The following is a 22,283-nucleotide window of genomic DNA, read 5'->3' as shown; positions in this document are numbered from 1 at the left end:
GGGTGCGAACCCCGTGTCACATGCCACTCTTATGCCGGGTTAACACAAAGGGCGTCAGTTCCGCATTGCGAAGCGTCGCGCGACTCGCTATCCACGCGGCCTGCCGGAGACGTGGCCGAGTGGCTGAAGGCAACGGTTTGCTAAATCGTCGTACCCTGTAAGGGGTACCGAGGGTTCGAATCCCTCCGTCTCCGCCAGATTTCTTTCCGAAAACTCAGACGTCAGTCGCGGCCCTCCGAAGGGGCGGCGGTCTTGGCGTCGCTGGGGCGGCGCACGGCGACGCCGTGCTGTCGCAGGATGCGCCGGGCGACCTCGGGGGCGCCGATCATGGGCAGGGGCTGGCCGAAGTGCTCGCGCCACAACTGGTCCAGGCGAACTTCCTCCGGGGTGAGCAGGCGGGTCATTGGCGAGTCCTTGTTACGCAAACGCGCAACTTCTAGGCCATCTCGACAGGGCTGAACGCAAACTCATGTAAGCTGGACCACAGGTGATGGAACCGGCGCGGCAGGGGCTTCCTGGCCTGACCTTCCCTTGCGTGATCTTGGCGCCGCCCGGCGCGCGGGTTAGGCGTGTGGTTCAACTTCTCAACGGGAGAGACGCACATGGCCGATCTGGCCCTCGCCACCGACAAGATCCGCGCCGCCGTCGGCGAAAACTCGGGTCTGGGCAAGACCGTGAAGCTGGACTTCGGCGATGACGGCAAGATCTTCATCGACGGCGCCTCGGCTCCGAACACCGTCAGCAACGACGACAAGCCGGCTGACGCCACCGTCTCGATCAAGTGGGACGACTTCGTCGCCCTGGCCGAGGGCCGTCTGGACCCGATGATGGCCTTCATGCAGGGCAAGCTGAAGATCGCGGGCGACATGATGATCGCCCAGAAGCTGGCGCCGCTGCTCAAGGGCTGAGCGCGGGCTGAGGCTTGATGTTCGACGGCGCGGCTCCGACGGGGCCGCGCCGTTTTCATTTCGGGAGAGGCGTAAGATGGATTTCCGGCTGAGCGAGCGGGGCGAACACTGGCGCGAACGGGTGCGCCGTTTCATGGAGGCGGAGGTTCTGCCGCGCGAGGCGGAGTATCGCGCCCAGGTCCGCGCCGATCCCAAGCGCCAGCCGCCGGTGATGGAGACGCTGAAGGTCAGGGCCAGGGCCGAGGGCCTGTGGAACATGTTCCTGCCGGGCGAGCATGGGGCGGGGCTGTCGAACCTGGAATACGCCCCCATCGCCGAGCTGATGGGCCGGGCGCTGTGGTCGGCCGAGGCGTTCAACTGCAACGCGCCCGACACGGGCAATATGGAAGTCCTGCATATGTACGGCGACGCCGCCCAGCAGGAGCGGTGGCTCAAGCCCCTGATGGCCGGCGAAATCCGTTCGGCCTTCCTGATGACCGAGCCCGAGGTCGCCTCGTCCGACGCCACCAACATCCAGACCCGGATCGAGCGCGACGGCGACCACTATGTCGTCAACGGCCGCAAATGGTGGTCGACCAATATGGCGCACCCGAACGTCGCCATGACCATCGTCATGGGCAAGACCGATCCCGACGCCGCCGTTCACCAGCAGCAGAGCCAGATCATCGTCCCGGTCGACACGCCCGGCTTTCGCGTCGAGCGGATGCTGTCGGTTTTCGGCTATGACGAGGCGCCGATCGGCCACGCCGAGGTGGTGCTGGAGAACGTCCGCGTTCCCGCCTCCAACCTGATCGCGGGCGAGGGGCGCGGCTTCGAGATCGCCCAGGGCCGCCTGGGGCCGGGCCGCATCCACCACTGCATGCGGACCATCGGCGCGGCCGAAAAGGCGCTGGAGCTGATGGTCGACCGCCTGCTCAGTCGGACCGCCTTCCGCAAGACCATCGCCGAGCATTCGGTGTGGGAGCAGCGGGTGGCCGAGGCGCGCACCAATATCGAGATGTGCCGCCTGCTGGTTCTGAAGGCCGCCTGGATGATGGACGAGGTCGGGGCCAAGGGCGCCAAGTCCGAAATCGCCCAGATCAAGGTCGCCGCGCCGCGCATGGCCCTGAAGGTCATCGACGACGCCATTCAGGCGTTCGGCGGGGCGGGGGTGTCGGGCGACACGCCGCTGGCCGAGCTTTACGCCATGGTGCGGACCCTGCGCATCGCCGACGGCCCAGACGAGGTGCACAACCGCACCATCGCCCGGCTGGAGTACGCCGCGCGGGCAGGACGCTAGGCTGTCGCTCGACTCATAACTCGTCGCTGGGCGGACGCTTGTGGTGATGGTGGACTGAGGGCGAACTGAAGTCGCCGTCTACGATGTCGCCCAGATAGAGGTTGGAGCTGGCCTTGCTGGGCGGCGGCGGGGTGCGGCCGAACAGCCAATCCATGAGGCCGCGCTTGTCTGTGCGCGTGGGTTCGGGGGCGGGGGGGCGTCGCGGAGTCATCATGACGGACTCTCCTGAGATCGGGAATTGAACCCCTTCGCGGGTTCCTCCGTTCCACCCGCCTAGCTGTCGTCGCCCTCATTATTTTCTGCGCCGTCGAGCGGGAGTTCGTGCGCCAGAAGCAGGGCCAGGCGACGGCGGGCTCGGTTGACCCGGCTCTTCACCGTGCCCACGGCGCAGCCGGCGATGTCGGCCGCCTCCTGATAGGAGAGCCCCGCCGCACCGACCATGATGATGGCCTCGCGGTGTTCGGGCGGCAGGGTGTTCAGCGCCTGTTGCAGCGCCGTCAACTCGGCGGTCCATTCCTGGTTGGCTTCTGAGGTCAGGCTGGCGGCGTGGCGGCCTTCCTCGTCGGCGACTTCACGTCGGCGGCGGGCGGCGCCGGTGTACCAGCTGTTCCTCAGAATGGTGAACAGCCAGGCTCGCAGATTGGTCCCCGTCTCGAACCGCGCCCGGTGGGCCCAGGCCTTGACCAGGGTCTCCTGAACCAGATCATCGGCGTCCGCGCGGTTGCGCGCCAGTGAAAAGCCGAAGGCCCGCAGCGCCGGTATCTGGCAGGCCAGCATGGCGCGCCAATTGGCCGGATCAGCCAGGTCCGGCGCCCGATCGATCGGGGGCGATGATGGCGGGGGGTCGATGGCGTTCGGCCCCTCGGGCATGCGGAGCTGGGGCATGCGTCGGGATCCTGAAAAACTGCGCCGTGTCGGCGGTTGGACCGAATCAGAACGCCGCCTGGCTGCGACTGTTCCTGTGGAACGGGACTGTGAAGGCGCGCATAGATGGGTTCTGGCCATGCGGAACCGCCTCGTCTCAGGCCGCATTCCTACGGGGTGACCACAGTGAACACTCACCCAGGGGCAGGCGGAAACATGGCCGGAACGCAGCGCAGACCGGCGCGCGTCGCCGGGGATCTGGAGCGCTATCGCCGCGTGCGCGCGGTGATGCCTGCTCTGGCCGCCGCGCTGTCAGCCGAAGACCTGCAGGCCCAGTCGATGGCCCACGCCAGTCCAGGCAAGTGGCATCTCGGTCATGTCAGTTGGTTCTTCGAGACCATGCTGTTGGACAGGCCGGGCTATGAGCCATTCGATCCTCGGCTGAAGGAGGTCTTCAACTCCTATTATGAGGCGCTCGGCGAGCGTATCGGTCGAGACGAGCGAGGTCTGATGACGCGCCCCTCGTTGGCCGAGGTCATGGCCTATCGCGCCGAGGTCGACCGGCGGATGGAGGCGCGCCTGGCCGACGTTTCAGCGCCGATGGAAGGGTTGGAGCGCTATCTGTTCGAGCTGGGTCTCAACCACGAACAGCAACATCAGGAACTGTTCCTGATGGACCTGCTGCATCTGATGTCCCGCTCGCCGCTGGACCCGGCGGCCTATGATGTCGAGCCGCGCGCGGCGCCCTTGCAACCAGCGCGCGGCGGCTGGCAGGCGTTCGAGGGCGGTCTGATCGAGACGGGGGTCTCGGCCGAAGGGTTCGCCTTCGACAATGAACGGCCCGCGCATCGCGTCTGGCTGGAGCCGTTCGCCCTGGCCGCCGATCTGACGACCAACGGCGACTGGCTGGCCTTCATGGATGACGGCGGCTACGCGCGGCCTGACCTGTGGCTGAGCGACGGCTGGGCCACGGTCCAGGCGCGTGGGTGGACGGCGCCCCTCTACTGGCGTCGAGCGGAAGGGCAGGGCTGGACGGTCATGACCCTGACGGGGCGACGGCCGGTCGACCCGGCCGCGCCGGTGCGCCATGTCAGCTTCTACGAGGCCGACGCCTTCGCACGGTGGTCGGGCCGGCGCCTGCCCACCGAGGCGGAATGGGAGCACGCCGCCCGCAGCCGTCCCGACGCCTTCTCCAACCTGGACAATGAGGCGTGGCAGTGGACCGCCAGCGCCTATGGCCCTTACCCCGGCTTTCGTCCGACCGAGGGCGCGGCGGCCGAGTACAACGGCAAGTTCATGGCCAATCAGATGGTGCTGCGCGGCGGCGCCTTCGCCACGGCGCCGGGACATGCGCGGCCGACCTATCGTAACTTCTTCTACCCGGACCAACGATGGGCCTTCGTAGGCGTCCGTCTCGCCGCCGACGCTGGCGAGTGCGCCAGGTACGACGAGACTGACGAACACGAGGGCTTCCGCCGCGACCTGATCGCAGGCCTGGCGTCATCGCCGAAGAGTCTGCCGCCCAAATGGTTCTACGACGCGCGCGGGTCCGAGTTGTTTGAGGCCATCACCCGCCTGCCGGAATACTATCCGACCCGGCAGGAAGCGGCCCTGTTGCGCCGGGCCGCCCCGTACTGGGCCGAACGTTTCGGCGCCGACGCCGTGCTGGTCGAGCTCGGCTCCGGCGCCAGCGAGAAGACGCGCATCGTGTTGGACGCCGCTCCCGATCTGGCGGCCTACGTCCCCATCGACATCAGTCCCACGGCGCTGGAAGAAGCGGCGGTCCGCCTAAGGCAGGCCTATCCGGCTCTGAAGGTGCTGCCGATCGTCGGCGACTTCGAGCATCTGGGCGTGCTGCCGTCCGAGGCAGGGCAGGGGCGGCGCGTCGGCTTCTTCCCCGGCTCGACCATCGGCAATCTGGCGCCGGAGACGGCGGAGGCCCTGTTGCGCGACATGCGCGACATGCTGGGACCGGATGCCCTGTTCATTCTGGGCGTCGATCTGATCAAGGAGCCCTCGACCTTGATCGCGGCCTATGACGACGCCGAGGGGGTGACGGCCCGTTTCAATCTGAATGTTCTGACGCGCGCCAATCGCGACCTGGGCGCGGACTTCGACCTGGACGCCTTTGCTCATCGCGCCGTCTGGAATGAGGCTGAAGCGCGGATGGAGATGCATCTGGAGGCCCTTCGCCCCATGACGGTGCGGCTGGGCAAGCTGGTCTTCCGTTTGGCGCAGGGCGAGACGATCCACACGGAGAACTCGCGTAAATATGACGAGGCTCGCGTGCGCGCCCTGGCCGAGGCCGCCGGCTGGCGCGTCGAAGCCTTCGAGGTCAGCGACGCTCCGCGCGTGGCCTTGGCCCTTCTGGCCTGCTGACCGCAACCTTCTATCAGACAAAGAAAAACGGCGAGGTTTCCCACGCCGTCGAAGAGTTCTGAAGTCGATCGCGAGGATCAGCGTTTCGGCGGCGCCGTATCCTGCCCGGACTTGTTCCGTGCGCCGTGGGACGCTTCGCCGCCCTTGCGTCCGGCCTGGGCCGCGAGGGAGCGATCCTGAGAGAAGCTGCGCTTCTCGCTGGGGACGCTGGCGCCGCCCTTGCGGGCGATTTCGCGCTGACGTTCCGGGTCCATCGAGGCGAAGCCTCGCTTGGAAACACCGGAGCCGCGGGTGGGCTGACCTTCGGCCATTTCAGATGTTCCTTTCGTAGACGGTGGCGCTTGCGCAAGAGAACCCGGCGCCGGCGCGGAGGTTCCGAGAAAGGATTAAAACCCTGTTCGACAAATGGGGGCTGCGGGCGTCGTCCGGCTGCGGAACCGCGACGATTCCGGCGGGTTCATCGAGGCTCTGAGTGCAGAATTCAGGAGTTCAGCTCATGCCGGTTTCCAACGACCAAATCGCCCGCGCCGACAACGCGCCTTCGCCTGAGGACATCACCGAGGGCCGCTCGACGCGCAGCGACCGCCTTGAAGGGGCCGCCGATGAGATTCTGGCGGCGGGCGCCCGGCCGCGCCCCCTGCGTCAGGCGGTGCGCGAGGATGCGGCCGAGGTGCGCGACTGGGCGCGCCGTCACGGCTCGGAAGCCTGCGAGGCGATTCGCGACGAGCCGATCCGCATGACGCTCTATGCCCTGGGGATCGGCGTCCTGATCGGCCTTCTGGCCGCGCGCTGAACTAGGCTGGCCCGGAGGCGGGCCGCGCGATGGGCGCCGCCTTCATCGCCTGATCCGAGACGAACGGATTGGTCCTTCGCTCGGCCCCGAAGGTCGAGTGCGGCCCGTGTCCCGGGACGAAGGTGACGTCATCGCCCAGCGGCCACAGCTTGGTGGTGATCGCCGTCAGCAGGGCCTGATGATCGCTGCGCGGGAAGTCGGTGCGCCCGACCGAGCCTTGAAACAGCACGTCGCCGACCTGGGCGAAGCGGGCCTCGCGGTTGAAGAAGATCACATGGCCCGGCGTGTGGCCGGGGCAGTGGAAGACCTCCCACCTCGTCTTGCCCAGCGTCAGCACGTCGCCGTCGTCCAGCCACCGCGTGGGGGTGAAGCTGCGGGCCTCGGGCAGGCCGTATTTCTGACCCTGCGTGGGAATCAGATCGATCCAGAACTGGTCCTCAGGGTGCGGCCCCACGATGTCGAGGCCGGTCTTTTCCTGCATCTCGGCGGCGGCGCCGGCATGGTCCAGATGGCCGTGCGTGATCCAGATGGCGTTCAGCGTCAGACCGCGCCGCGCGACCTCACCCAGAATGGCGTCGACCGAACCGCCGGGATCGATGACGGCGGCCTTCTTCGTCTGCGTGCACCAGACCGTCGTGCAGTTCTGCTGAAGCGGCGTAACGGGCGTGACGAAGACGCCGATGGGGGCTGAAGGCTGGCTCATGGGCCATCAGATAGCGGGCCGATGCCCACAAAGGAACCGCGTTGCGTTGACGTTTCGGCCCCTTCTCGACATAAGGGCGGGCTCCGAGGCGCCGCTCCCGAAAGGGGCGGCCCTGTTGCTTTATCCACCGCGCGCCTTCGTGGCGTCGCCACAGAGCGTCAGATACCCGACCATGCAAGTCGTCGAAAAGTCGAACGAAGGCCTCAGCCGCGTGATCGCGGTGACCATTCCCGCCGCCGAGCTGAATGAGAAGCTCGAAGCCCGCATTAAGGAAATGGCTCCCCAGATGAAGCTGAAGGGCTTCCGTCCGGGCAAGGTGCCGGCCTCGCACGTCAAGAAGACCTTCGGCCGTGACTTCATGGGCGAAATCATCAACGCCTCGCTGAACGAAACCAGCCAGGGCGCTTTGGAAGAGCTGAAGATCCGCCCGGCCGCGCCGGCCGAGATGAAGCTGACCTCGGATATGGACAAGGTCATCGCCGGTCAGGAAGACCTGGCCTATGAAATGTCGCTGGAAGTCATGCCGGAATTCACCCCGGTCGACCCCAAGACCCTGAAGCTGACCCGCCCGACCTATGAGGCCTCGGACGAGGATCTGGACGAGGCGCTGAAGGAACTGGCGTCGCAAGCCAAGTCCTACGAGGACAAGAAGGGCAAGACGGTCAAGGCCGCCGACGGCGACCAGCTGACCATCGATTTCCTGGGCAAGATCGACGGCGAGGCCTTCGACGGCGGCGCCGCCACCGACGCGGACCTGGTGATCGGCTCGGGCCGCTTCATCCCGGGCTTCGAAGAGCAGCTGAAGGGCGCCAAGGTCGGTGAAGAGAAGACCATCGAAGTGACCTTCCCGGAAGAGTACCAGGCCAAGCACCTGGCCGGTAAGGCCGCGACCTTCGACGTCACCGTCAAGGCCATCAAGGCCGAGGTCGAATCCAAGATCGACGACGAGTTCGCCAAGCGCATCGGCCTGGAGTCGCTGGACCAGCTGAAGGAACTGCTGAAGTCCAACCTGAACCAGCAATACGCCGGCGCCACCCGCTTCAAGCTGAAGCGCGCCCTGCTGGACGTGCTGGACGAAGGCCACGACTTCCCGCTGCCGCCGAAGATGGTCGACGCCGAGTTCGAAGGCATCTGGGCCCAGGTTTCGGCCGACAAGGACGCCGGCCAGCTGCCGGAAGACGACGCCAAGAAGTCGGAAGACGAACTGAAGGCCGAGTACAAGAAGATCGCCGAGCGCCGCGTGCGCCTGGGTCTGGTCCTGGCCGAGATCGGCCGCGCCAACAACGTCGGCGTCTCGGATCAGGAACTGTCGAACGCCATCATGGCCGAAGCCCGCAACTACCCGGGCCAGGAGCGCATGGTGCTGGACTTCTACCGCCAGAACCCGAACGCCGCCGCCCAGCTGCGCGCGCCGATCTATGAAGAGAAGGTCGTCGACCTGATCGTCTCGGTCGCCGAGGTGAAGGACGAAGCCATCTCGAAGGAAGAGCTGCTGAAGGAAGAAGACGAAGGCTGATCCCGTCGTCTTACGGATCGGCGACAGTCGGTTCGTCAGCCATTCAGACAAATGAAAAGGGTCCGCTTCGGCGGGCCTTTTTTATTCTGAGCTTGGCCAAAGGTGCTTTGGGCGAATGCTGGCCCTGACCAGATGGCGATGCCGCATGCCGGGCGCGTACGCGTGGGATGATGAAGACAAATCCAGATGCGTTGACCTGTAGTGGCGAAACGTCGCTATTTTATTCTGGGTGGTAGTGAGTACGGTGGATGGCCTGGCGGAGCGGTCCGTTTTCGGTGCTTTGATAAGAGGGTAGGTCGATGAACTTCGCAGCTATCTTGGCTTCCATTGCATTGTTCTCGGAGGCCCCACAGGTGGCGCCGCAAGCGGATGCCGGTGACGTGACGGCGGTTGAAGACGTTGTTGTGGATGCGCGAAGACTGGAAGAGATCGCGCGGTCCTATGTGCGACAGCTATCGGATCCGCCGAGCGGCGCGCGGTTGGCGCGCTGGAGCAAGCCTCTCTGCGTCAGCGTAAGCAATATGCGGCCGCAGCTTGCCCAGTTTGTGATTGATCGGATCGCTCGCAACGCTCTTGAAGCGGGCGCTGATGTGGCGGGTCCGGGGTGCAAGCCCAATGTCATCGTTTTCGCCACTTCGGACGGTGCCGCGTTGGCCCAGAAACTGGTCAGCGAGTTTGAATCACGTTTTCGCCCCGCCCCCCAGGGCACCAACCCATCCCGTGCGGCGCTGAGGGAGTTCCAGAATTCCGAAGAGCCGGTTCGCTGGTGGAATGTCGCCATTCCAGTGGAAATTTCGTCAGGAGAAATCGCCACGAGAATGTACGGGGACATGCTCTTTCCAAATGGAGGGGACGAACCCAATACGGTCAGGGTAAGGGATGGGTCGCGCCTCCGTTCCAATGTCCGTCATGATATGGCCTGGACCGTCATCATCATCGACATGAGTCGAACCGACGGCGTACCGCTGGGCGTGTTGGCGGACTATGTCTCCATGGTGTCCTTAGCTCAGATCGACCCTTCTTCTGATCTGAGCGGCCAACAGACCATCATGAATCTGTTTCGCTCTCGAGCGAGCATGCCTGGGTTGACGTCTTGGGATAAGGACTACCTGGCGGCCCTCTATCTTGCCCCTCCTGATCGCGCTGATCCGAGAAGCCAGGAGGCGGCGGTGACACGTGTCCTAGTTCAGCAACGTCGAAAGCAACAGGACACAGGCCCTGCGCCGGCTGGCGAATAACGGTGGTGAGCTGCTGATCGATCGCTTCGCCTTGCGTCGGGGGCTTGCGGACGCGATATGTTGAAATGAAGGGGGCGACTTGAATCGCGCCCGCATCACTCGAGAAGGCCTTCATGCGCGATCCGATCGACTACATCTCCAACAACCTGGTGCCGATGGTGGTGGAGCAATCCAGCCGCGGCGAACGGTCGTTCGACATCTTTTCGCGCCTGCTGCGCGAGCGGATCATCTTCCTGACCGGTCCGTTCGAGGACGGCATGGCCTCGCTGATCTGCGCCCAGCTGCTGTTCCTGGAATCGGAGAACCCGAAGAAGGAGATCAGCATGTACATCAACAGCCCCGGCGGTCAGGTGACCTCGGCGCTCGCGATCTACGACACCATGCAATACATCAAGTCGCCGGTCTCGACCGTGGTCATGGGCATGGCCGCTTCGGCTGGTTCGCTGATCCTGACGGCCGGTGAAGCGGGCCAGCGCATCGCCCTGCCGAACGCGCGGGTCATGGTGCACCAGCCCTCGGGCGGCTTCCGCGGCACGGCCTCGGACATCGAGCGTCACGCCGAGGACATCATCGCCACCAAACGCCGCCTGAACGAAATCTACGTCCAGCACACCGGCCGCACCTATGAAGAGGTTGAGCGCACCCTGGACCGCGACCACTTCATGACCGCCGAGGAAGCCAAGGCCTGGGGCATCGTCGATCACGTCTATGACAAGCGCACCCAGGCCGACGACGACGGCGTTAAGGCTCCCTAAGCCTAAAACGCGCTTCGACTGCGACAATTTACGAGGCGGGATTCGGCGACGGATTCCGCCTCGAATCGTGTTTGAGATTCGTTTCCAGCGAGGGGGGGGGCGCTTCATGGCGACGCAGTGGAGAGACGACGGCTTCCGGTATGGCGCCGTCACGCGCGGGTTGCACTGGGTCATGGCCCTGCTGCTGGCGTGGCAGTTCGCGGGCATGGCCGTGAAGGAGATCGTCGGCAAGGCGCCGATCACCGCCTTCTGGGTCGGGACTCACAAGGGGATCGGCGTCATCCTGCTGACCCTGATCGTGGCGCGCGCCCTGTGGGGCCTGTACAACATGAAGACGCGCCCGGCGCACGGCGGCGGCTTCTGGGGCCTGGCCGCCAAGCTCGGACATCTGGCGCTCTACGCCTTGATGTTGATCGTTCCGGCGTTGGCTCTGCTGCGGCAGTATGGATCGGGCAAGCCGCTGGACGTGTTCGGCGTGCGCCTGATCGAGGGCGGCTGGGCCGAGGTGCCGTGGATGACCGCGCCCGCTAACGCCGCCCACGGCCTGCTGGCCTGGGTGCTGCTGGCCGCCATCGCGGGCCATATCCTGATGGTGCTGGTCCACCGCTTCATCTGGAAGGACGACACCGTCGGCCGGATGGTCGGCTAGGGTGGTTCAGTCCGCCGTCGCCGAGAGGGCGACGGCGGAAGACGTCATCAGACGTCCAGGTCGGCCTGGGCGAAGCGGGCGTTTTCCTGGATGAAGTTGTAGCGGGCCTCAGCCTTGCGGCCCATCAGGCGTTCGACCAGATCCTCGATCTCTTCCTCGCTGTCGGGCAGGGCGATGCGGGCCAGAGTCCGCTTTTTCGGGTCCATGGTGGTCTCTTTCAGCTGAGAGGCCATCATTTCGCCTAGACCCTTGAACCGGCCGATCTCGGTCTTCTTGCCCTTGAAGGTCGTGGCCAGCAGCTCGTCGCGGTGCGCGTCGTCGCGGGCGTATTCCGACAGCGGACCCGCCGAAATCCGGTAGAGCGGCGGCAGGGCCATATACAGCCGCCCCTGACGGATCAGGTCCGGCATGGAGCGATAGAAGAAGGTGATCAGCAGGGCTGCGATGTGGGCGCCGTCGACGTCGGCGTCGGTCATGATGACCACGCGCTCATAGCGCAGGTCGTCGACGCTGAAGCGGCTGCCCGCCTGCACGCCCAGCGCCAGCATCAGATCGGTCAGTTCGACGTTGGCGCGCAACTTGTCCGCCGTGGCCGAGGCGACGTTCAGGATCTTGCCGCGCAGGGGCAGGATGGCCTGGGTCGTGCGGTCGCGCGCCTGCTTGGCCGAGCCGCCGGCCGAGTCGCCTTCGACGATGAACAGTTCGGTGCCCTCGGCGGCTTGCCGTGAGCAGTCCGACAGCTTGCCGGGCAGACGCAGCTTGCGGGTGGCGGCGGCGCGCTGGACTTCCTTGTCCTTGCGGCGACGCAGGCGGTCCTCGGCGCGGTCGATGACGAAGCCGAGCAGGGCGTTGGCCTGTTTCGGGCTTTCGGTCAGCCAGTGGTCGAAGGGGTCGCGCAGCAACTGTTCCGTCAGGCGCTGTCCCTCGGGCGAGGACAGGCGGTCCTTGGTCTGGCCCTGGAATTCCGGGTTGCGAATGAAGACCGAGATCAGGGCGCCCGCATTGGCGATGACGTCTTCGGCCGTGATCTGGGCGGCGCGCTTCTCGTTGATCAGCTCGCCATAGGCCTTCAGCCCCTTGACCAGGGCGGCGCGGAAACCCGCTTCGTGCGTGCCGCCGTCGGGGGTCGAGACGGTGTTGCAGTAGGAGGCGATGAAGCTGTCGGCGTCGCCGAAGCCGATCGGCGACCAGGTGACGGCCCATTCCAGCGCGCCGGCTTCGCCCTTGCGCTCTACACGTCCGGCGAAGACGGGGGTGACGGTCTCCAGTTCGCCCACGCGCTCGGCCAGGGCGTCGGCCAGGCCGCCGGGGAAGTGCAGCGTCGCCTGGGCGGGCGTCTGGTCGGTGATGCGCTCCGGCGCGCAGGTCCAGCGGATCTCGACGCCGCGGAACAGATAGGCCTTGGCCCGCGTCATGCGGAACAGGCGCGCGGGCTTGAAGGTCGCGCCGACGCCGAAAATCTGCTCGTCCGGCTTGAACCGGATCAGGGTGCCCTTCTTCTTCGAGGGACCGACCTGCTGGATCGGCGCCTGCACATGGCCGCGGCTGAAGGACTGGCGCCACTCGAAGCCGTCGCGCCAGACGGTGACGTCCAGGCTTTCCGACAGGGCGTTGACGACCGAAACGCCGACGCCGTGCAGGCCGCCCGAGGTCTCATAGGCCTTGCCCGAGAATTTGCCGCCCGAGTGCAGCACGGTCATGACGACTTCCAGCGCCGACTTGCCGGGGTGCTTGGGGTGGGGGTCGACCGGAATGCCGCGCCCGTCGTCGCGTACCGACAGATACCCCTCGGCGTCCAGATCGACGGTGATCAGCTTGGCGTGCTTGGCGACGGCTTCGTCCATCGCGTTGTCCAGCACTTCGGCGAACAGGTGGTGCAGGGCGCGCTCGTCCGTGCCGCCAATGTACATGCCGGGGCGTTTGCGAACGGGCTCAAGTCCCTCCAGCACCTCGATCGAGGACGCGGAATAGCCGGTGGCGGCCGCCGTCGCGGCGCTGGCGTGGGACGTCAGCTCGACCTTGGGCTGATGCACGGGGGCCGGCGCCGGCTGGGGCGCGACCGGAGGCGTCGCCGCAGCGGGTGCGGGCGCAGGGGCGGCGGGCTTGGCCGGTTCGGCGTCGTCGAGATTGGAAAACAGGTCGTCCATCAGGGCATTTTGCGGCGATTCGGGGCAGGGTCTGGTAGGCTTCGAAGAGGGCGGGGGCAAGGCCCGCGTCAGTTCGGCGGATCAGGGATCAGGGCGCTCGGTCCGGGATCAGATTACGCGCCATCAGCGCCATGAACAGGGTCCACGGCAAATCCTGGTGCCTCATCAGCACGCTTTCCGACAGGCTCAGCAGCAGGAAGGCCGCCAGCCAGGCCAGGCTCCAGTATCCCTCGCGCCGTCCCAGGCCGGTCAGGCGGATCAGAACGGCCGCCGAGGTCACGGCGACGACGGCGCCGACCAGGCCGACGCCCGCCCAGCCCAACTCAGCGCGCAGGTCCAGCCAGCCTTGGTGGGCCGACGGCACGCGCCAGCCTGTCTCATGCCGGATCCACTCCATCGGCTCCGAGTCCGGCAGCCAGAAGGCGCTGTAGCCATAGCCCAGCCAGGGCCTGCGCTCGGTCATGCGGGCGATGGCGTCCCAGATTTCGGTGCGGCCGGTCAGGCTGGGATCCTTGCCGAACAGGGCCAGGATTTCGACGGAGAACTCGCTCCATGCCCACAGGCCGCCGACCAGGGCCGCGCCCATGCACCATACGGCGACGACGCCGAACACCGGCCCCATGCGTCGGATCAGCCGACACAGCAGAACAAGGCCGCCGCCCAGCATGGCCATGATCAGGGCGGTCTTGGATTGCGACCCCAGCAGGGCCAGGGTGCAGACCGCCAGGGCGGCCAGCGCCAGACGGCGGTCACGCTGGTCCGTCTGCGCGGCCAGCAGGGCCGAAGCGGCGATCAGGCCGAGCGTCATGACCATGCCCAGTTGGTTCTTCTCGTACCAGACGCCCCGCCACAGGCCGGCGTTGGCCGCATGGTGGACGCCGAACCCTGGAAAGACGAAGACGGCGATCAGGCTGCATAGCCCCAACGCCAGAAACGTCGCGGTCAGCATCCGGGGCAGAGCGATCCCGCGAAAGGCCGCGCCCAGATAGACGGCGAAGATCCCGGTCAGCCCGAGGGCCAACACCCGCCGCTCGGTCACATCCGGCGCTTGGGACCACAGGCTGGACGCCAGCGCCAAGACGACCATCAGCAATAGGGGGATGAAGGCGGGCCAGGCCGCCGCCATTCGCCGCGCGCGAAACCCGACCAGCCCTAGGATCACCAGATAGATCGGCGGCCAGACCAGCCGCAGCACTGGGGTCTCTTCCTGGTTCGGCGCGAAGATCGGGCCGAGCAGGGCGCCGGACAACAGGGCCAGGATCAGGCCTGCGGCCGCCTGTTCCCACAGGGTGGGAGCGTCGGGATCATGACGTGAAGGAGCGATCGCCCCCCTCACGCCTTCTCCACGAAGGTGTCGATGACCTTCTTCTCGCCCGCCTTGTCGAAACTGACCACCAGCTTGTTGCCCTCCACCGCGCGGACCTGACCATAGCCGAACTTCTGGTGGAAGACGCGGTCGCCGCGCGACCAGCCGGACGCCGCCTTGGGATCGGCGGTGGCGATCAGGCGGCCTTCGCCCTCGATCACGGCGCGGCGGGCATAGGCGGGCTTGGGAGTCTGGGCGGCGGTATAGGTCTGGGCGCGTTTCCAGCCGGGGCTGGAATAGCTGCCGCCGAAGGAGGGGGCGTCGTCCCAGCGGCTCTTGGCCTCCTTCATGCCGGTCGAGGCGCCGTAGTAGCCGGTGTCCGACTGGGGCTCGACGTGGGCGATCGGCAGTTCATCGACGAAGCGACTGGGCAACTGAGAGGTCCAGCGGCCATAGACCATGCGGTTGGCGGCGAAGCTGATGCGCGCGTCCTGCTTGGCGCGGGTGACGCCGACGTAGGCCAGACGGCGTTCCTCCTCGAGGCCCTTCACGCCCTTCTCGTCGATGCTGCGCTGGCTGGGGAAGACGCCTTCCTCCCAGCCCGGCAGGAAGACCAGCGGGAATTCCAGCCCCTTGGCGCCGTGCAGCGTCATGATCTGCACCGAGCCGGATCCGTCGGCGTTCTCGTCGCGGCGCTCCAGATCCATGACCAGCGAAACATGCTCCAGATAGGCCTGCAGCGTCTCGAACGACTGCATCGACTGGGTCAGTTCCTTCAGGTTGTCCAAGCGCGTCTGGCCGCTGGTGCGGTCGGCCTTCTGCATGGCGGTGTATCCGCTCTCGTCCAGCAGGGTCTCCGTCACCTGCCAGTGGGGCGTGCCCATGGCCATCAGGTCGCGCCAGCGGTCCAGGTCGCGCACGAAGTTGGCCAGCGGCGTGCGGGTGCGCGCCTGAAGCTCGTCCGTCGTAATCAGGTGGCGCACCGCCCGCATGGCCGAGACGCCGTTCTCGCGCGCGATGTGCAGGATCTTCTGGACGCTGGTGTCGCCGATGCCGCGCTTGGGGACGTTGACGATGCGCTCGAACGCCAGATCGTCGTCCTCAGACTGGATCAGCCGCAGATAGGCGTGGGCGTCGCGGATTTCCGCCCGCTCGAAGAAGCGCGGCCCGCCAATGACGACATAGGGAATGGCCAGCATCAGGAAGCGTTCTTCAAACGCCCGCATCTGAAATGACGCGCGAACAAGAACGGCCATGTCCTTGTAATTCATGCCCTGCTTGCGCGCGGTTTCGATCTCGTCGGCGATTAGCCGGGCCTCGGCCTCGCCGTCCCAGACGCCGCGCACGCGCACCTTGTCGCCGCTGTCGTCCTCGGTCCACAGGGTCTTGCCCAGCCGGTCCTGATTGGCCGCGATCAGGGCCGAGGCCGCGCCGAGGATATGCTTGGTCGAGCGGTAGTTGCGCTCCAGCCGTATGACCTTGGCGCCGGGGAAGTCGCGCTCGAACCGCAGGATGTTATCCACCTCGGCCCCGCGCCAGCCATAGATCGACTGATCGTCGTCGCCGACGCAGCAGACATTGCCGGTCGAGGAGGTCAGCAGCCGCAGCCACAGATACTGGGCGACGTTGGTGTCCTGATATTCGTCCACCAGGATGTAGCGGAACCGGCGGCGATATTCCTCCGCCAGATCAGCCTGTTTCGACAGGATGGTGATGTTGTGCAGCAACAGGTCGCCGAAGTCGCAGGCGTTCAGCGTCGCCAGCCGCGCCTGATAGGCGGCGTACAGCGCCGGGCCTTTGCCGTTGGCGAAGTCCTCGCCCGGCGGCAGCTTGTCGGGCGTCCAGCCGCGGTTCTTCCAGTGGTCGATCATATGGGCCAGCGACTTGGGCGTGAACCGCTTGGTGTCGATGTTGGCCGCTTCCAGAAGCTGCTTCAGCAGCCGCTCCTGATCGTCCGTATCCAGGATGGTGAAGCTGGATTTCAGCCCGACCAGTTCCGCATGGCGACGCAGGATCTGCGCCGCGACCGAGTGGAAGGTGCCCAGCCAGCGCAGACCCTCGGACGACGGGCCGATCAGATGGCCGATCCGCTCGCGCATCTCGCGCGCGGCCTTGTTGGTGAAGGTGACGACCAGCAGCTCCCACGGCTTGGCCCGGCCGGTCGCCAGAATATGCGCCAGTCGCGTGGTCAGGACGCGCGTCTTGCCCGTGCCGGCGCCCGCCAAAACCAGCACCGGCCCTTCGGTCGTCTCCACCGCCTCGCGCTGTTCGGGGTTCAGGCCCGCCAGATAGTCGGCCGCCGGCCCTTGCGGAGTCTGGGCGCGGGCGAGGTCGGAAATGCGGGGAGCGGGCAGGTCGGTCACAGGGGCGGATACTCAGGCGGCGGGACAGGCGGGCGAGCCGCCGGAATCTAAATGGGAGAACATAAGCAGCACAGCGACCAAAGTCAGGCCTATTCGCACACGGCGCTTCCGGAACCGCGCAGTCAGAGCGTCGTTCTCGCACACGACAGGGTCAGCAAAGGGAAGGGATGCCTATGGCGGAAAACTCAAGCGGCGGCGGCAACGCCGGTCTCGCCTTCATCGTCGGCGGTTTGGTCGTGGTTGTGGCTGTCCTGGCCTGGTTCCTTCTGGGCCGAGGCGGGGCGTCGGACACCAAGAATGTCGATGTTGAGGTCAAGCTGCCTGAAGTCTCGGCGCCGGCTGCGCCGAGCGGTCCTGAGGCCGCGTCATGACCGATCCCGATATCCCGCCTGAACGCGTCGTCCATCAGACTACCGTCAACAACGCCCCGGCGCCGCGAAAGGGCGGCGGGGCGGGTTTGGCCTTCATCGTCGGGGGCCTTCTCGTCGCCGTGGCGGTGATAGCCTGGTTCGTCTTCGCCGGAGGAAGGGCGCCGGCGCCGTCAACGCCCGAATTGAACGTCGACATCAATGTGCCGACGCCGCGCCTGCCTGAGGTTCCAGACCGCCCGGCTCCGCCTGACTTGCCGCGCCCCTCTGAGCCGCCCCAGGTGGCCGCGCCCGAACCGCAGGGCGGATGAGGTCGTGAAGGTCGCCTTGAAGCGCGTCTATGAACCGCCGTCCGATGCGGATGGGACGCGCATCCTGGTCGACCGCCTCTGGCCGCGTGGTCTCAGCAAGGACAAGGCCCGCGTGGACCTATGGCTCAAGCAGATCGCGCCGACGACGGAGCTGCGGCAGTGGTTCGGCCATGATCCGGCGAAATGGACGGAGTTCCAGCACCGCTATCGCGCGGAGCTGGAAGCCAACGGCGATGTCGTATCCGAACTGAAGGCCGCGCTCGCCGATGGCCCGGCGACCCTGGTCTATGGGGCCAGGGACGAAGAGCACAACGACGCCGTCGTGCTGGCGGCCTATCTGACGGACCCCTGACCCGGCGGGCGCATTGGCGCGGGCCTATTTCAGTCGATAGCTGATCGTCGTGACGACCCGGACCTTCTTGTTCGGCGTGCTGGCTTCGTCGCCCGTGCCGTCGCGCGACAGGATCTCGAACGAGCCCTGTCCCGCCGTCTTGATCGGCCCCAGCGGCGCGCCGGAATCCTTGGCGAACTGTTCGGCGCCGCTGCGGGCGGCGGCGGTGGCCTCGGCGATCATGGCCGGGCGCACGTCGTTCAGCTTGGTGAAGATGTAGGAGGGGCCGTTGAAGTCCTGCAACACCACGCCCTGGCGCACCAGATCGTTCAGGTTGCGGGTGGTGGTCTGCACCCGGTCGACGTCCGTGGTGCGCACGATCACGGTCTGGGTCAGGATGAAGCGCGGCCCGCCGGTCTGGCTGGCGTATTCGCGCGATCGGGTGTCGGCCACGCCCAGCTGACCCAGGTCCACGGCGTCGTCGGGATAGCCCTGCGCCTTCAGAAACTGGCGCACGATGGCCAGATCGCCGTCGATGCGCGCCTGCACCTCGGACAGTACGTCGCCCGAGGTTGTGAAACGGATCGGCAGGACGGCCAGATCGGCCTTCACGTCCTTTTCCGCCAGGCCGCGTACCGTGACGGAACGGTCGCCTGCGCGGGCGTTGACCACGCCCTGACCGATCAGGGCGCCGCCGCCGATCAGGCCCACGGCCACCAGTCCGCCGAAGACGGCGGCGGGGATGAGGCGGTTCCTGTCGATGTCAGCGCTCATGAGGTCTTCTCTTCTGCGAAGCTGCGGTCGCCGCCGACCCATTGCAGGGCCAGGATGCGGCAGGCGGAGGCCAGGGGGCGGCGGCCCCGCCAGGCGTCGATGCGGATCAGCAGGCCGGACCGGCTTAACGTCAGTTCGGCCGCGATGGCGTCCAGCACGGCCCAGAACTCAGGCTCCAGCGCCACCGAGGTGGCGTGGCCGGACAGCAGCACCGATCGTTTGGCGAGGCCGCTCAAAGCTTAGCGCACGCCCACCATGACGATGTCGGCGCTGGTCGAAGCGCCGTTGGTCAGCACAGCGTAGTTGGTGTCGGTGGTGAAGCGCAGGGCGCCGGAGGCGTCGCGGATTTCAGCACGTGCGGCATAGCGGTGGCGGGCGTCGATCTTGTCGCTGGGCACCGAAAGGGTGACGGCGTAGGGCGGGGCGCGACCGTTCAGGGGCTGGCGCACCTCGGCCATGGTGCGGGACGGCGCGTCCATCAGGCTGACGTCCTCGACCTTGACCGTCAGGACATGGCCGGGCGGCAGCATGATGCGTTCGCGATAGGTGGCGGTGACCTGGACTTCAGTCATGGAGGCTTCGGGCATGGAGGAGCAGGCGGCGGCCAAGAGGACCGGGGCCAGGACGAGGGGGGCGAGGAATGAGCGCATCGGCGTCTCCTTTGTGCGCGGCTAGCTTAGCAGAACGCGCCAGCGTCACATAAGGCTGCAACAGTAGAGAGACGGCGGGGACAAAGCGGTGCTATCGGAAGTTCCCGTTTCGTTTCGACCGAGTCGCCGGCGTGTCACAGTCTGAAGCTCCCCAATCCGAAACCGCGTCGTCGCGCCTGTCTTCACCCGCTGTGTTGGCCATCGGCGGCGTCGGGGTCTGCGCCCTGATCTGGGGCACGACCTGGTACGCCATCACCTTCCAGTTGGGCGCCGTCGATCCGGTGATTTCGGTGGTGCTGCGCTTCGGCATCGCTTCGGCCTTGCTGGCCCTGATCGTCAAGGCGACGGGAGGTCGGCTGGCTCTGACGAGCGGCCAGCATCTGGCGGCGCTGGGGCAGGGGCTGTTCTCCTTCGCCATCAGCTATGCCTTCGTCTACGCCTCGGAGGAGAAGATCGCCTCGGCCGTGGTGGCGGTGATCTTCGCCGCCCTGGCCTTCCTGAACCTGATCCTGTTCCGCGTCGCCTCGGGCCAGAAGGCCGCCGCCGCCGCCTGGCTGGGCGCGGGGCTGGGCGTGGTCGGCGTCGGCGTCCTGTCGGCGGGCGAGGTGATGGGCGCAGGTCTGGGCGTCCACGCGGTCGCGGGCGTCAGCTTCGCCGTGATCGCCGTCGTCGCCTCGGCCTTCGGCAACTGGTTCGCCTGGAAGGGGCAGCAGGCGGGTTCGCAGGTGCTGCCGTCCACGGCCTGGGCCATGGCCTACGGCACGGGGACGCTGGCGCTCTACGCCCTGGTCACGGGCGTCTCCTGGTCGGTGGCGTGGAGCCCGGCCTATGTGATCTCGCTGCTGTACCTGGCGGTGTTCGGCTCGGTCATCGCCTTCGGTCTTTATTTCACCATCGCGCGGGCGAGGGGGTATGCGACGGCCAGCTATATCTCCGCCCTGACGCCGCCGATCGCCATGCTGGTGTCGGTGATGTTCGAAGGGGCGCGCTTCGGCGTGCTGGCCTTCGTCGGACTGGCTCTGGTTCTGGCCGGGCAGGTGTTTCTGATCCGCGCGCCCAAACGCTCGGCGGCCTGATCAGGCCTCGCCCGTTACGACCGGCGCGTCGGGACGCGCTCCCCATTCCGCCCACGATCCGTCATAGAGGCGCGACGGCCGCCCCAGCACGGCCAGCCCCAGCGTCAGGACCGCCGCTGTCACTCCGGAGCCGCAACTGGTGATGACGGGCCGCTCCAGATCGACGCCCGCGGCGCGGAAGGCGTCGTCCAGCGCCTGAGCCTGCTTCAGCGTCCCGTCCACATTCAGCAGGCTGGAGAAGGGCAGGTTCAGCGCCCCCGGCATATGGCCGGCTCGCACGCCGGGGCGCGGCTCGGCGGCTTCCCCTCGGAAACGCGCAGCCCCGCGTGCATCGACCACCTGAAGACCGTCCGCCAGCGCGGCGCTCACCTGATCAAAGTCCGTCACGGCGTCGGCGTCGAACCGCGCCTCGAATTTCGCAGGGACGGGAGCCTTGGCCGCGCCGCCTTGCAGAGGCCGCCCCTCGGCTCTCCATTTGGGCAGGCCGCCGTCCAGCACGCGCACGCGCCTGGCCCCCATCGTCCGCAGCGTCCACCAGACCCGCGCCGCCGAGAACAGCCCTTGCGCGTCATAGACCACGATGTCGTCGCTCTCCGCGACGCCCAGCGCGCCCATCGTATCGGCGAAGATGTCCGGCGACGGCAGCATGTGCGGATAGGGGCTTTCCCGATTCGACACGGCGTCCAGATCGAAGAAGACGGCGCCCGGCAGCCGCTCGCGCTCGAAATCCGCCCGCGCATCGCGCCCGTCCAGCCACCAGCTGGCGTCGATGATTCTCAGGTCCGGCGCGCCCAGCCGCGACGCCAGGGCTGCGGTTGAGATCAGGGGCGTGTCGGTGTGGGTCATTTCGTCAGACTATCATGATCGCGCGGCCGGTGGTCAGGGCCTGAGTCGCCGGATAAGTTGCGAAAACGCATCCGCGACGCCACCTGTCCGCCTGAAAGCCGCGGCATAGGCCCGCGAACCGCCGTTGAAACCAGTCGAAAGCGCCGCCGTGACCTCTCCGAACGCCGTCATCACCCTGTCCGAAGGTCTCAAGACCCCCGTCGTCATCGGCGGCGGCGCCCGCATCGTCTTCATCGCCGGCCCGTGCCAGATGCAGAGCCGCCAGCACGCGCTGGAAACCGCCCATGCGTTGAAGGAGATCGGCGAGCGCCTGAACCTCGGCATCATCTACAAGACCAGCTTCGACAAGGCGAACCGCACCAGCGCCAGCGCCGCGCGCGGCATCGGCTTGAAGGACGCGATGCCGATCTTCGCCGAAATCCGTGAAGTCACCGGCCTGCCGACCCTGACCGACGTCCACTCCGAGGCTCAGTGCGGCCCGGTGGGCGAGTACGTCGACGTGCTGCAGATCCCGGCCTTCCTGTCGCGCCAGACCGACCTGCTGCTGGCCGCCGCCGCCACGGGCAAGGCGATCAACATCAAGAAGGGTCAGTTCCTGGCCCCCTGGGACATGAAGAACGTCATCGCCAAGGTCACGGGCGCTGGCAATCCGAACGTCATGGCCTGCGAGCGCGGCGCCAGCTTCGGCTACAACACCCTGGTCAGCGACATGCGCGCCCTGCCGATCCTGCGCGAGATCGGCTGCCCGGTCGTGTTCGACGCCACCCACAGCGTCCAGCAGCCGGGCGGGCAGGGCACGTCCTCGGGCGGCCAGCGCGAGTTCGTGCCGGTGCTGGCCCGCGCCGCCGTCTCGGTTGGCGTCGACGCCGTCTTCATGGAGACGCACGAAGACCCGGACAACGCCCCGTCGGACGGCCCGAACATGGTGCCGCTCAGCCAGTTCGAGGCTCTGGCCGCCGAACTGATCGCCTTTGACGACCTGGCCATCAAGCTGGGTCACAAGGGGCCGATGGCGAAGACGGCGTGA

At 66.8% G+C, this 22,283-nt stretch carries 25 protein-coding genes and 1 tRNA gene; 14 read left to right on the top strand and 12 right to left on the bottom strand.

Annotated elements, in window-relative coordinates; all coding sequences use genetic code 11:
* The first annotated feature begins 105 nt into the window (after positions 1–105).
* A tRNA-Ser gene (locus BJP32_RS02215) sits at positions 106–197 on the top strand.
* Positions 198–221: 24 nt separating this feature from the next.
* On the opposite strand, the gene BJP32_RS02210 is transcribed toward BJP32_RS02215, so the two are convergent.
* Entirely contained in the window at positions 222–404 is a 183-nt protein-coding gene (locus tag BJP32_RS02210) for a hypothetical protein (RefSeq protein WP_046654169.1), read from the bottom strand.
* Between the two features lie 198 nt (positions 405–602).
* On the opposite strand from BJP32_RS02210, the gene BJP32_RS02205 reads away from it, so the two are divergent.
* Together BJP32_RS02205 and BJP32_RS02200 are read left to right on the top strand one after the other, a co-directional pair.
* Entirely contained in the window at positions 603–908 is a 306-nt protein-coding gene (locus BJP32_RS02205) for an SCP2 sterol-binding domain-containing protein (RefSeq protein ID WP_024354161.1), read from the top strand.
* Positions 909–984: 76 nt separating this feature from the next.
* Entirely contained in the window at positions 985–2,187 is a 1,203-nt protein-coding gene (locus BJP32_RS02200) for an acyl-CoA dehydrogenase family protein (protein WP_046654166.1), read from the top strand.
* A 13-nt stretch (positions 2,188–2,200) separates the two neighbouring features.
* Here BJP32_RS02200 and BJP32_RS17020 read toward each other — a convergent pair whose 3' ends face one another.
* Both BJP32_RS17020 and BJP32_RS02195 read right to left on the bottom strand, forming a co-directional pair.
* The gene (locus BJP32_RS17020) at positions 2,201–2,401 is read right to left on the bottom strand and encodes a hypothetical protein (RefSeq protein WP_046654165.1); all 201 of its coding nucleotides are present in this window, start codon (positions 2,399–2,401) and stop codon (positions 2,201–2,203) included.
* Positions 2,402–2,460: 59 nt separating this feature from the next.
* Positions 2,461–3,072 (bottom strand): sigma-70 family RNA polymerase sigma factor, encoded by a 612-nt coding sequence (locus BJP32_RS02195; protein ID WP_233126673.1) that lies wholly within the window; start codon positions 3,070–3,072, stop codon positions 2,461–2,463.
* Positions 3,073–3,267: 195 nt separating this feature from the next.
* Between BJP32_RS02195 and egtB the strand changes: the two genes are divergently transcribed.
* Positions 3,268–5,430, top strand: a complete 2,163-nt coding sequence (egtB, locus tag BJP32_RS02190) for an ergothioneine biosynthesis protein EgtB (protein ID WP_076222680.1) — start codon at positions 3,268–3,270, stop codon at positions 5,428–5,430.
* 77 nt (positions 5,431–5,507) lie between these two features.
* On the opposite strand, the gene BJP32_RS02185 is transcribed toward egtB, so the two are convergent.
* Entirely contained in the window at positions 5,508–5,741 is a 234-nt protein-coding gene (locus tag BJP32_RS02185) for a general stress protein (protein WP_003165326.1), read from the bottom strand.
* Positions 5,742–5,926: 185 nt separating this feature from the next.
* Here BJP32_RS02185 and BJP32_RS02180 point away from each other — a divergent pair, with 185 nt between their 5' ends.
* Positions 5,927–6,223, top strand: coding sequence for a hypothetical protein (locus BJP32_RS02180; RefSeq protein ID WP_076222679.1), 297 nt, complete (start codon positions 5,927–5,929; stop codon positions 6,221–6,223).
* Between the two features lies 1 nt (position 6,224).
* Here BJP32_RS02180 and BJP32_RS02175 read toward each other — a convergent pair whose 3' ends face one another.
* A complete protein-coding gene (locus BJP32_RS02175) occupies positions 6,225–6,926 on the bottom strand; it encodes an MBL fold metallo-hydrolase (RefSeq protein ID WP_076222677.1) in 702 nt (233 codons plus the stop codon).
* 172 nt (positions 6,927–7,098) lie between these two features.
* On the opposite strand from BJP32_RS02175, the gene tig reads away from it, so the two are divergent.
* From tig to BJP32_RS02155, 4 genes are all read left to right on the top strand, one after another.
* A complete protein-coding gene (tig, locus tag BJP32_RS02170) occupies positions 7,099–8,442 on the top strand; it encodes a trigger factor (protein ID WP_003165323.1) in 1,344 nt (447 codons plus the stop codon).
* A gap of 299 nt (positions 8,443–8,741) precedes the next feature.
* Entirely contained in the window at positions 8,742–9,680 is a 939-nt protein-coding gene (locus BJP32_RS02165) for a hypothetical protein (protein WP_076222676.1), read from the top strand.
* A gap of 113 nt (positions 9,681–9,793) precedes the next feature.
* Positions 9,794–10,435, top strand: a complete 642-nt coding sequence (locus tag BJP32_RS02160) for an ATP-dependent Clp protease proteolytic subunit (RefSeq protein ID WP_003165321.1) — start codon at positions 9,794–9,796, stop codon at positions 10,433–10,435.
* Between the two features lie 106 nt (positions 10,436–10,541).
* Positions 10,542–11,084 carry a cytochrome b gene (locus BJP32_RS02155; RefSeq protein ID WP_076222674.1) on the top strand — a complete coding sequence of 181 codons (543 nt, stop codon included), beginning with the start codon at positions 10,542–10,544 and terminating at the stop codon, positions 11,082–11,084.
* A gap of 47 nt (positions 11,085–11,131) precedes the next feature.
* On the opposite strand, the gene BJP32_RS02150 is transcribed toward BJP32_RS02155, so the two are convergent.
* From BJP32_RS02150 to BJP32_RS02140, 3 genes are all read right to left on the bottom strand, one after another.
* Complete coding sequence (locus BJP32_RS02150; RefSeq protein WP_076222672.1) at positions 11,132–13,231, bottom strand: DNA topoisomerase IV subunit B; 2,100 nt, start codon at positions 13,229–13,231, stop codon at positions 11,132–11,134.
* An 88-nt stretch (positions 13,232–13,319) separates the two neighbouring features.
* Positions 13,320–14,567, bottom strand: coding sequence for an O-antigen ligase (locus BJP32_RS02145; RefSeq protein ID WP_046654157.1), 1,248 nt, complete (start codon positions 14,565–14,567; stop codon positions 13,320–13,322).
* Complete coding sequence (locus BJP32_RS02140) at positions 14,564–16,900, bottom strand: ATP-dependent helicase (protein WP_076222670.1); 2,337 nt, start codon at positions 16,898–16,900, stop codon at positions 14,564–14,566. The genes BJP32_RS02145 and BJP32_RS02140 overlap by 4 nt, the downstream gene beginning before the upstream one ends.
* 173 nt (positions 16,901–17,073) lie before the next feature.
* Between BJP32_RS02140 and BJP32_RS02135 the strand changes: the two genes are divergently transcribed.
* The 3 genes from BJP32_RS02135 to BJP32_RS02125 are packed head-to-tail and all read left to right on the top strand — an operon-like array spanning position 17,074 to position 17,931.
* Positions 17,074–17,271, top strand: a complete 198-nt coding sequence (locus BJP32_RS02135) for a hypothetical protein (protein WP_003165316.1) — start codon at positions 17,074–17,076, stop codon at positions 17,269–17,271.
* On the top strand, positions 17,268–17,579 hold the full coding sequence (locus BJP32_RS17465) for a hypothetical protein (RefSeq protein ID WP_076222669.1): 312 nt from the start codon (positions 17,268–17,270) through the stop codon (positions 17,577–17,579). Before BJP32_RS02135 ends, BJP32_RS17465 begins: the two co-directional genes overlap by 4 nt.
* Before the next feature lie 4 nt (positions 17,580–17,583).
* Entirely contained in the window at positions 17,584–17,931 is a 348-nt protein-coding gene (locus BJP32_RS02125; RefSeq protein ID WP_003165314.1) for a DUF488 domain-containing protein, read from the top strand.
* 24 nt (positions 17,932–17,955) lie between these two features.
* Here the strand turns inward: BJP32_RS02125 and BJP32_RS02120 are convergent, their stop codons facing one another.
* The 3 genes from BJP32_RS02120 to BJP32_RS02110 are packed head-to-tail and all read right to left on the bottom strand — an operon-like array spanning position 17,956 to position 19,334.
* Complete coding sequence (locus tag BJP32_RS02120) at positions 17,956–18,684, bottom strand: SIMPL domain-containing protein (protein WP_076222667.1); 729 nt, start codon at positions 18,682–18,684, stop codon at positions 17,956–17,958.
* A complete protein-coding gene (locus BJP32_RS02115) occupies positions 18,681–18,920 on the bottom strand; it encodes a ribbon-helix-helix domain-containing protein (protein ID WP_076222665.1) in 240 nt (79 codons plus the stop codon). Before BJP32_RS02115 ends, BJP32_RS02120 begins: the two co-directional genes overlap by 4 nt.
* Before the next feature lie 3 nt (positions 18,921–18,923).
* The gene (locus tag BJP32_RS02110) at positions 18,924–19,334 is read right to left on the bottom strand and encodes a YbaY family lipoprotein (RefSeq protein ID WP_076222664.1); all 411 of its coding nucleotides are present in this window, start codon (positions 19,332–19,334) and stop codon (positions 18,924–18,926) included.
* 131 nt (positions 19,335–19,465) lie between these two features.
* On the opposite strand from BJP32_RS02110, the gene BJP32_RS02105 reads away from it, so the two are divergent.
* Positions 19,466–20,410 (top strand): DMT family transporter, encoded by a 945-nt coding sequence (locus BJP32_RS02105; protein WP_233126670.1) that lies wholly within the window; start codon positions 19,466–19,468, stop codon positions 20,408–20,410.
* Here the strand turns inward: BJP32_RS02105 and sseA are convergent, their stop codons facing one another.
* Positions 20,411–21,256, bottom strand: a complete 846-nt coding sequence (gene sseA / locus BJP32_RS02100; protein WP_076222660.1) for a 3-mercaptopyruvate sulfurtransferase — start codon at positions 21,254–21,256, stop codon at positions 20,411–20,413.
* A 124-nt stretch (positions 21,257–21,380) separates the two neighbouring features.
* On the opposite strand from sseA, the gene kdsA reads away from it, so the two are divergent.
* Positions 21,381–22,283: a 3-deoxy-8-phosphooctulonate synthase gene (kdsA, locus tag BJP32_RS02095; protein WP_369822372.1), complete on the top strand. Its 903-nt coding sequence runs from the start codon at positions 21,381–21,383 to the stop codon at positions 22,281–22,283.

This window comes from Brevundimonas sp. ZS04 (genome assembly GCF_001956865.1).
GTDB lineage: Bacteria > Pseudomonadota > Alphaproteobacteria > Caulobacterales > Caulobacteraceae > Brevundimonas > Brevundimonas diminuta.
Note: the sequence above shows the minus strand (reverse complement) of the source record. Positions and strands in the feature narration are given on the sequence as shown.

Coding starts and splice junctions, on each gene's coding strand:
- BJP32_RS02150 (WP_076222672.1), bottom strand. CDS start 13,231: ATGGACGACCTGTTTTCCAATCTCGACGACGCCGAACCGGCCAAGCCC.
- BJP32_RS02205 (WP_024354161.1), top strand. CDS start 603: ATGGCCGATCTGGCCCTCGCCACCGACAAGATCCGCGCCGCCGTCGGC.
- BJP32_RS02185 (WP_003165326.1), bottom strand. CDS start 5,741: ATGGCCGAAGGTCAGCCCACCCGCGGCTCCGGTGTTTCCAAGCGAGGC.
- BJP32_RS17465 (WP_076222669.1), top strand. CDS start 17,268: ATGACCGATCCCGATATCCCGCCTGAACGCGTCGTCCATCAGACTACC.
- BJP32_RS02210 (WP_046654169.1), bottom strand. CDS start 404: ATGACCCGCCTGCTCACCCCGGAGGAAGTTCGCCTGGACCAGTTGTGG.
- BJP32_RS02200 (WP_046654166.1), top strand. CDS start 985: ATGGATTTCCGGCTGAGCGAGCGGGGCGAACACTGGCGCGAACGGGTG.
- BJP32_RS17020 (WP_046654165.1), bottom strand. CDS start 2,401: ATGATGACTCCGCGACGCCCCCCCGCCCCCGAACCCACGCGCACAGAC.
- BJP32_RS02160 (WP_003165321.1), top strand. CDS start 9,794: ATGCGCGATCCGATCGACTACATCTCCAACAACCTGGTGCCGATGGTG.
- BJP32_RS02175 (WP_076222677.1), bottom strand. CDS start 6,926: ATGAGCCAGCCTTCAGCCCCCATCGGCGTCTTCGTCACGCCCGTTACG.
- BJP32_RS02110 (WP_076222664.1), bottom strand. CDS start 19,334: ATGCGCTCATTCCTCGCCCCCCTCGTCCTGGCCCCGGTCCTCTTGGCC.
- BJP32_RS02165 (WP_076222676.1), top strand. CDS start 8,742: ATGAACTTCGCAGCTATCTTGGCTTCCATTGCATTGTTCTCGGAGGCC.
- egtB (WP_076222680.1), top strand. CDS start 3,268: ATGGCCGGAACGCAGCGCAGACCGGCGCGCGTCGCCGGGGATCTGGAG.
- BJP32_RS02180 (WP_076222679.1), top strand. CDS start 5,927: ATGCCGGTTTCCAACGACCAAATCGCCCGCGCCGACAACGCGCCTTCG.
- tig (WP_003165323.1), top strand. CDS start 7,099: ATGCAAGTCGTCGAAAAGTCGAACGAAGGCCTCAGCCGCGTGATCGCG.
- BJP32_RS02120 (WP_076222667.1), bottom strand. CDS start 18,684: ATGAGCGCTGACATCGACAGGAACCGCCTCATCCCCGCCGCCGTCTTC.
- BJP32_RS02155 (WP_076222674.1), top strand. CDS start 10,542: ATGGCGACGCAGTGGAGAGACGACGGCTTCCGGTATGGCGCCGTCACG.
- sseA (WP_076222660.1), bottom strand. CDS start 21,256: ATGACCCACACCGACACGCCCCTGATCTCAACCGCAGCCCTGGCGTCG.
- BJP32_RS02135 (WP_003165316.1), top strand. CDS start 17,074: ATGGCGGAAAACTCAAGCGGCGGCGGCAACGCCGGTCTCGCCTTCATC.
- BJP32_RS02195 (WP_233126673.1), bottom strand. CDS start 3,072: ATGCCCCAGCTCCGCATGCCCGAGGGGCCGAACGCCATCGACCCCCCG.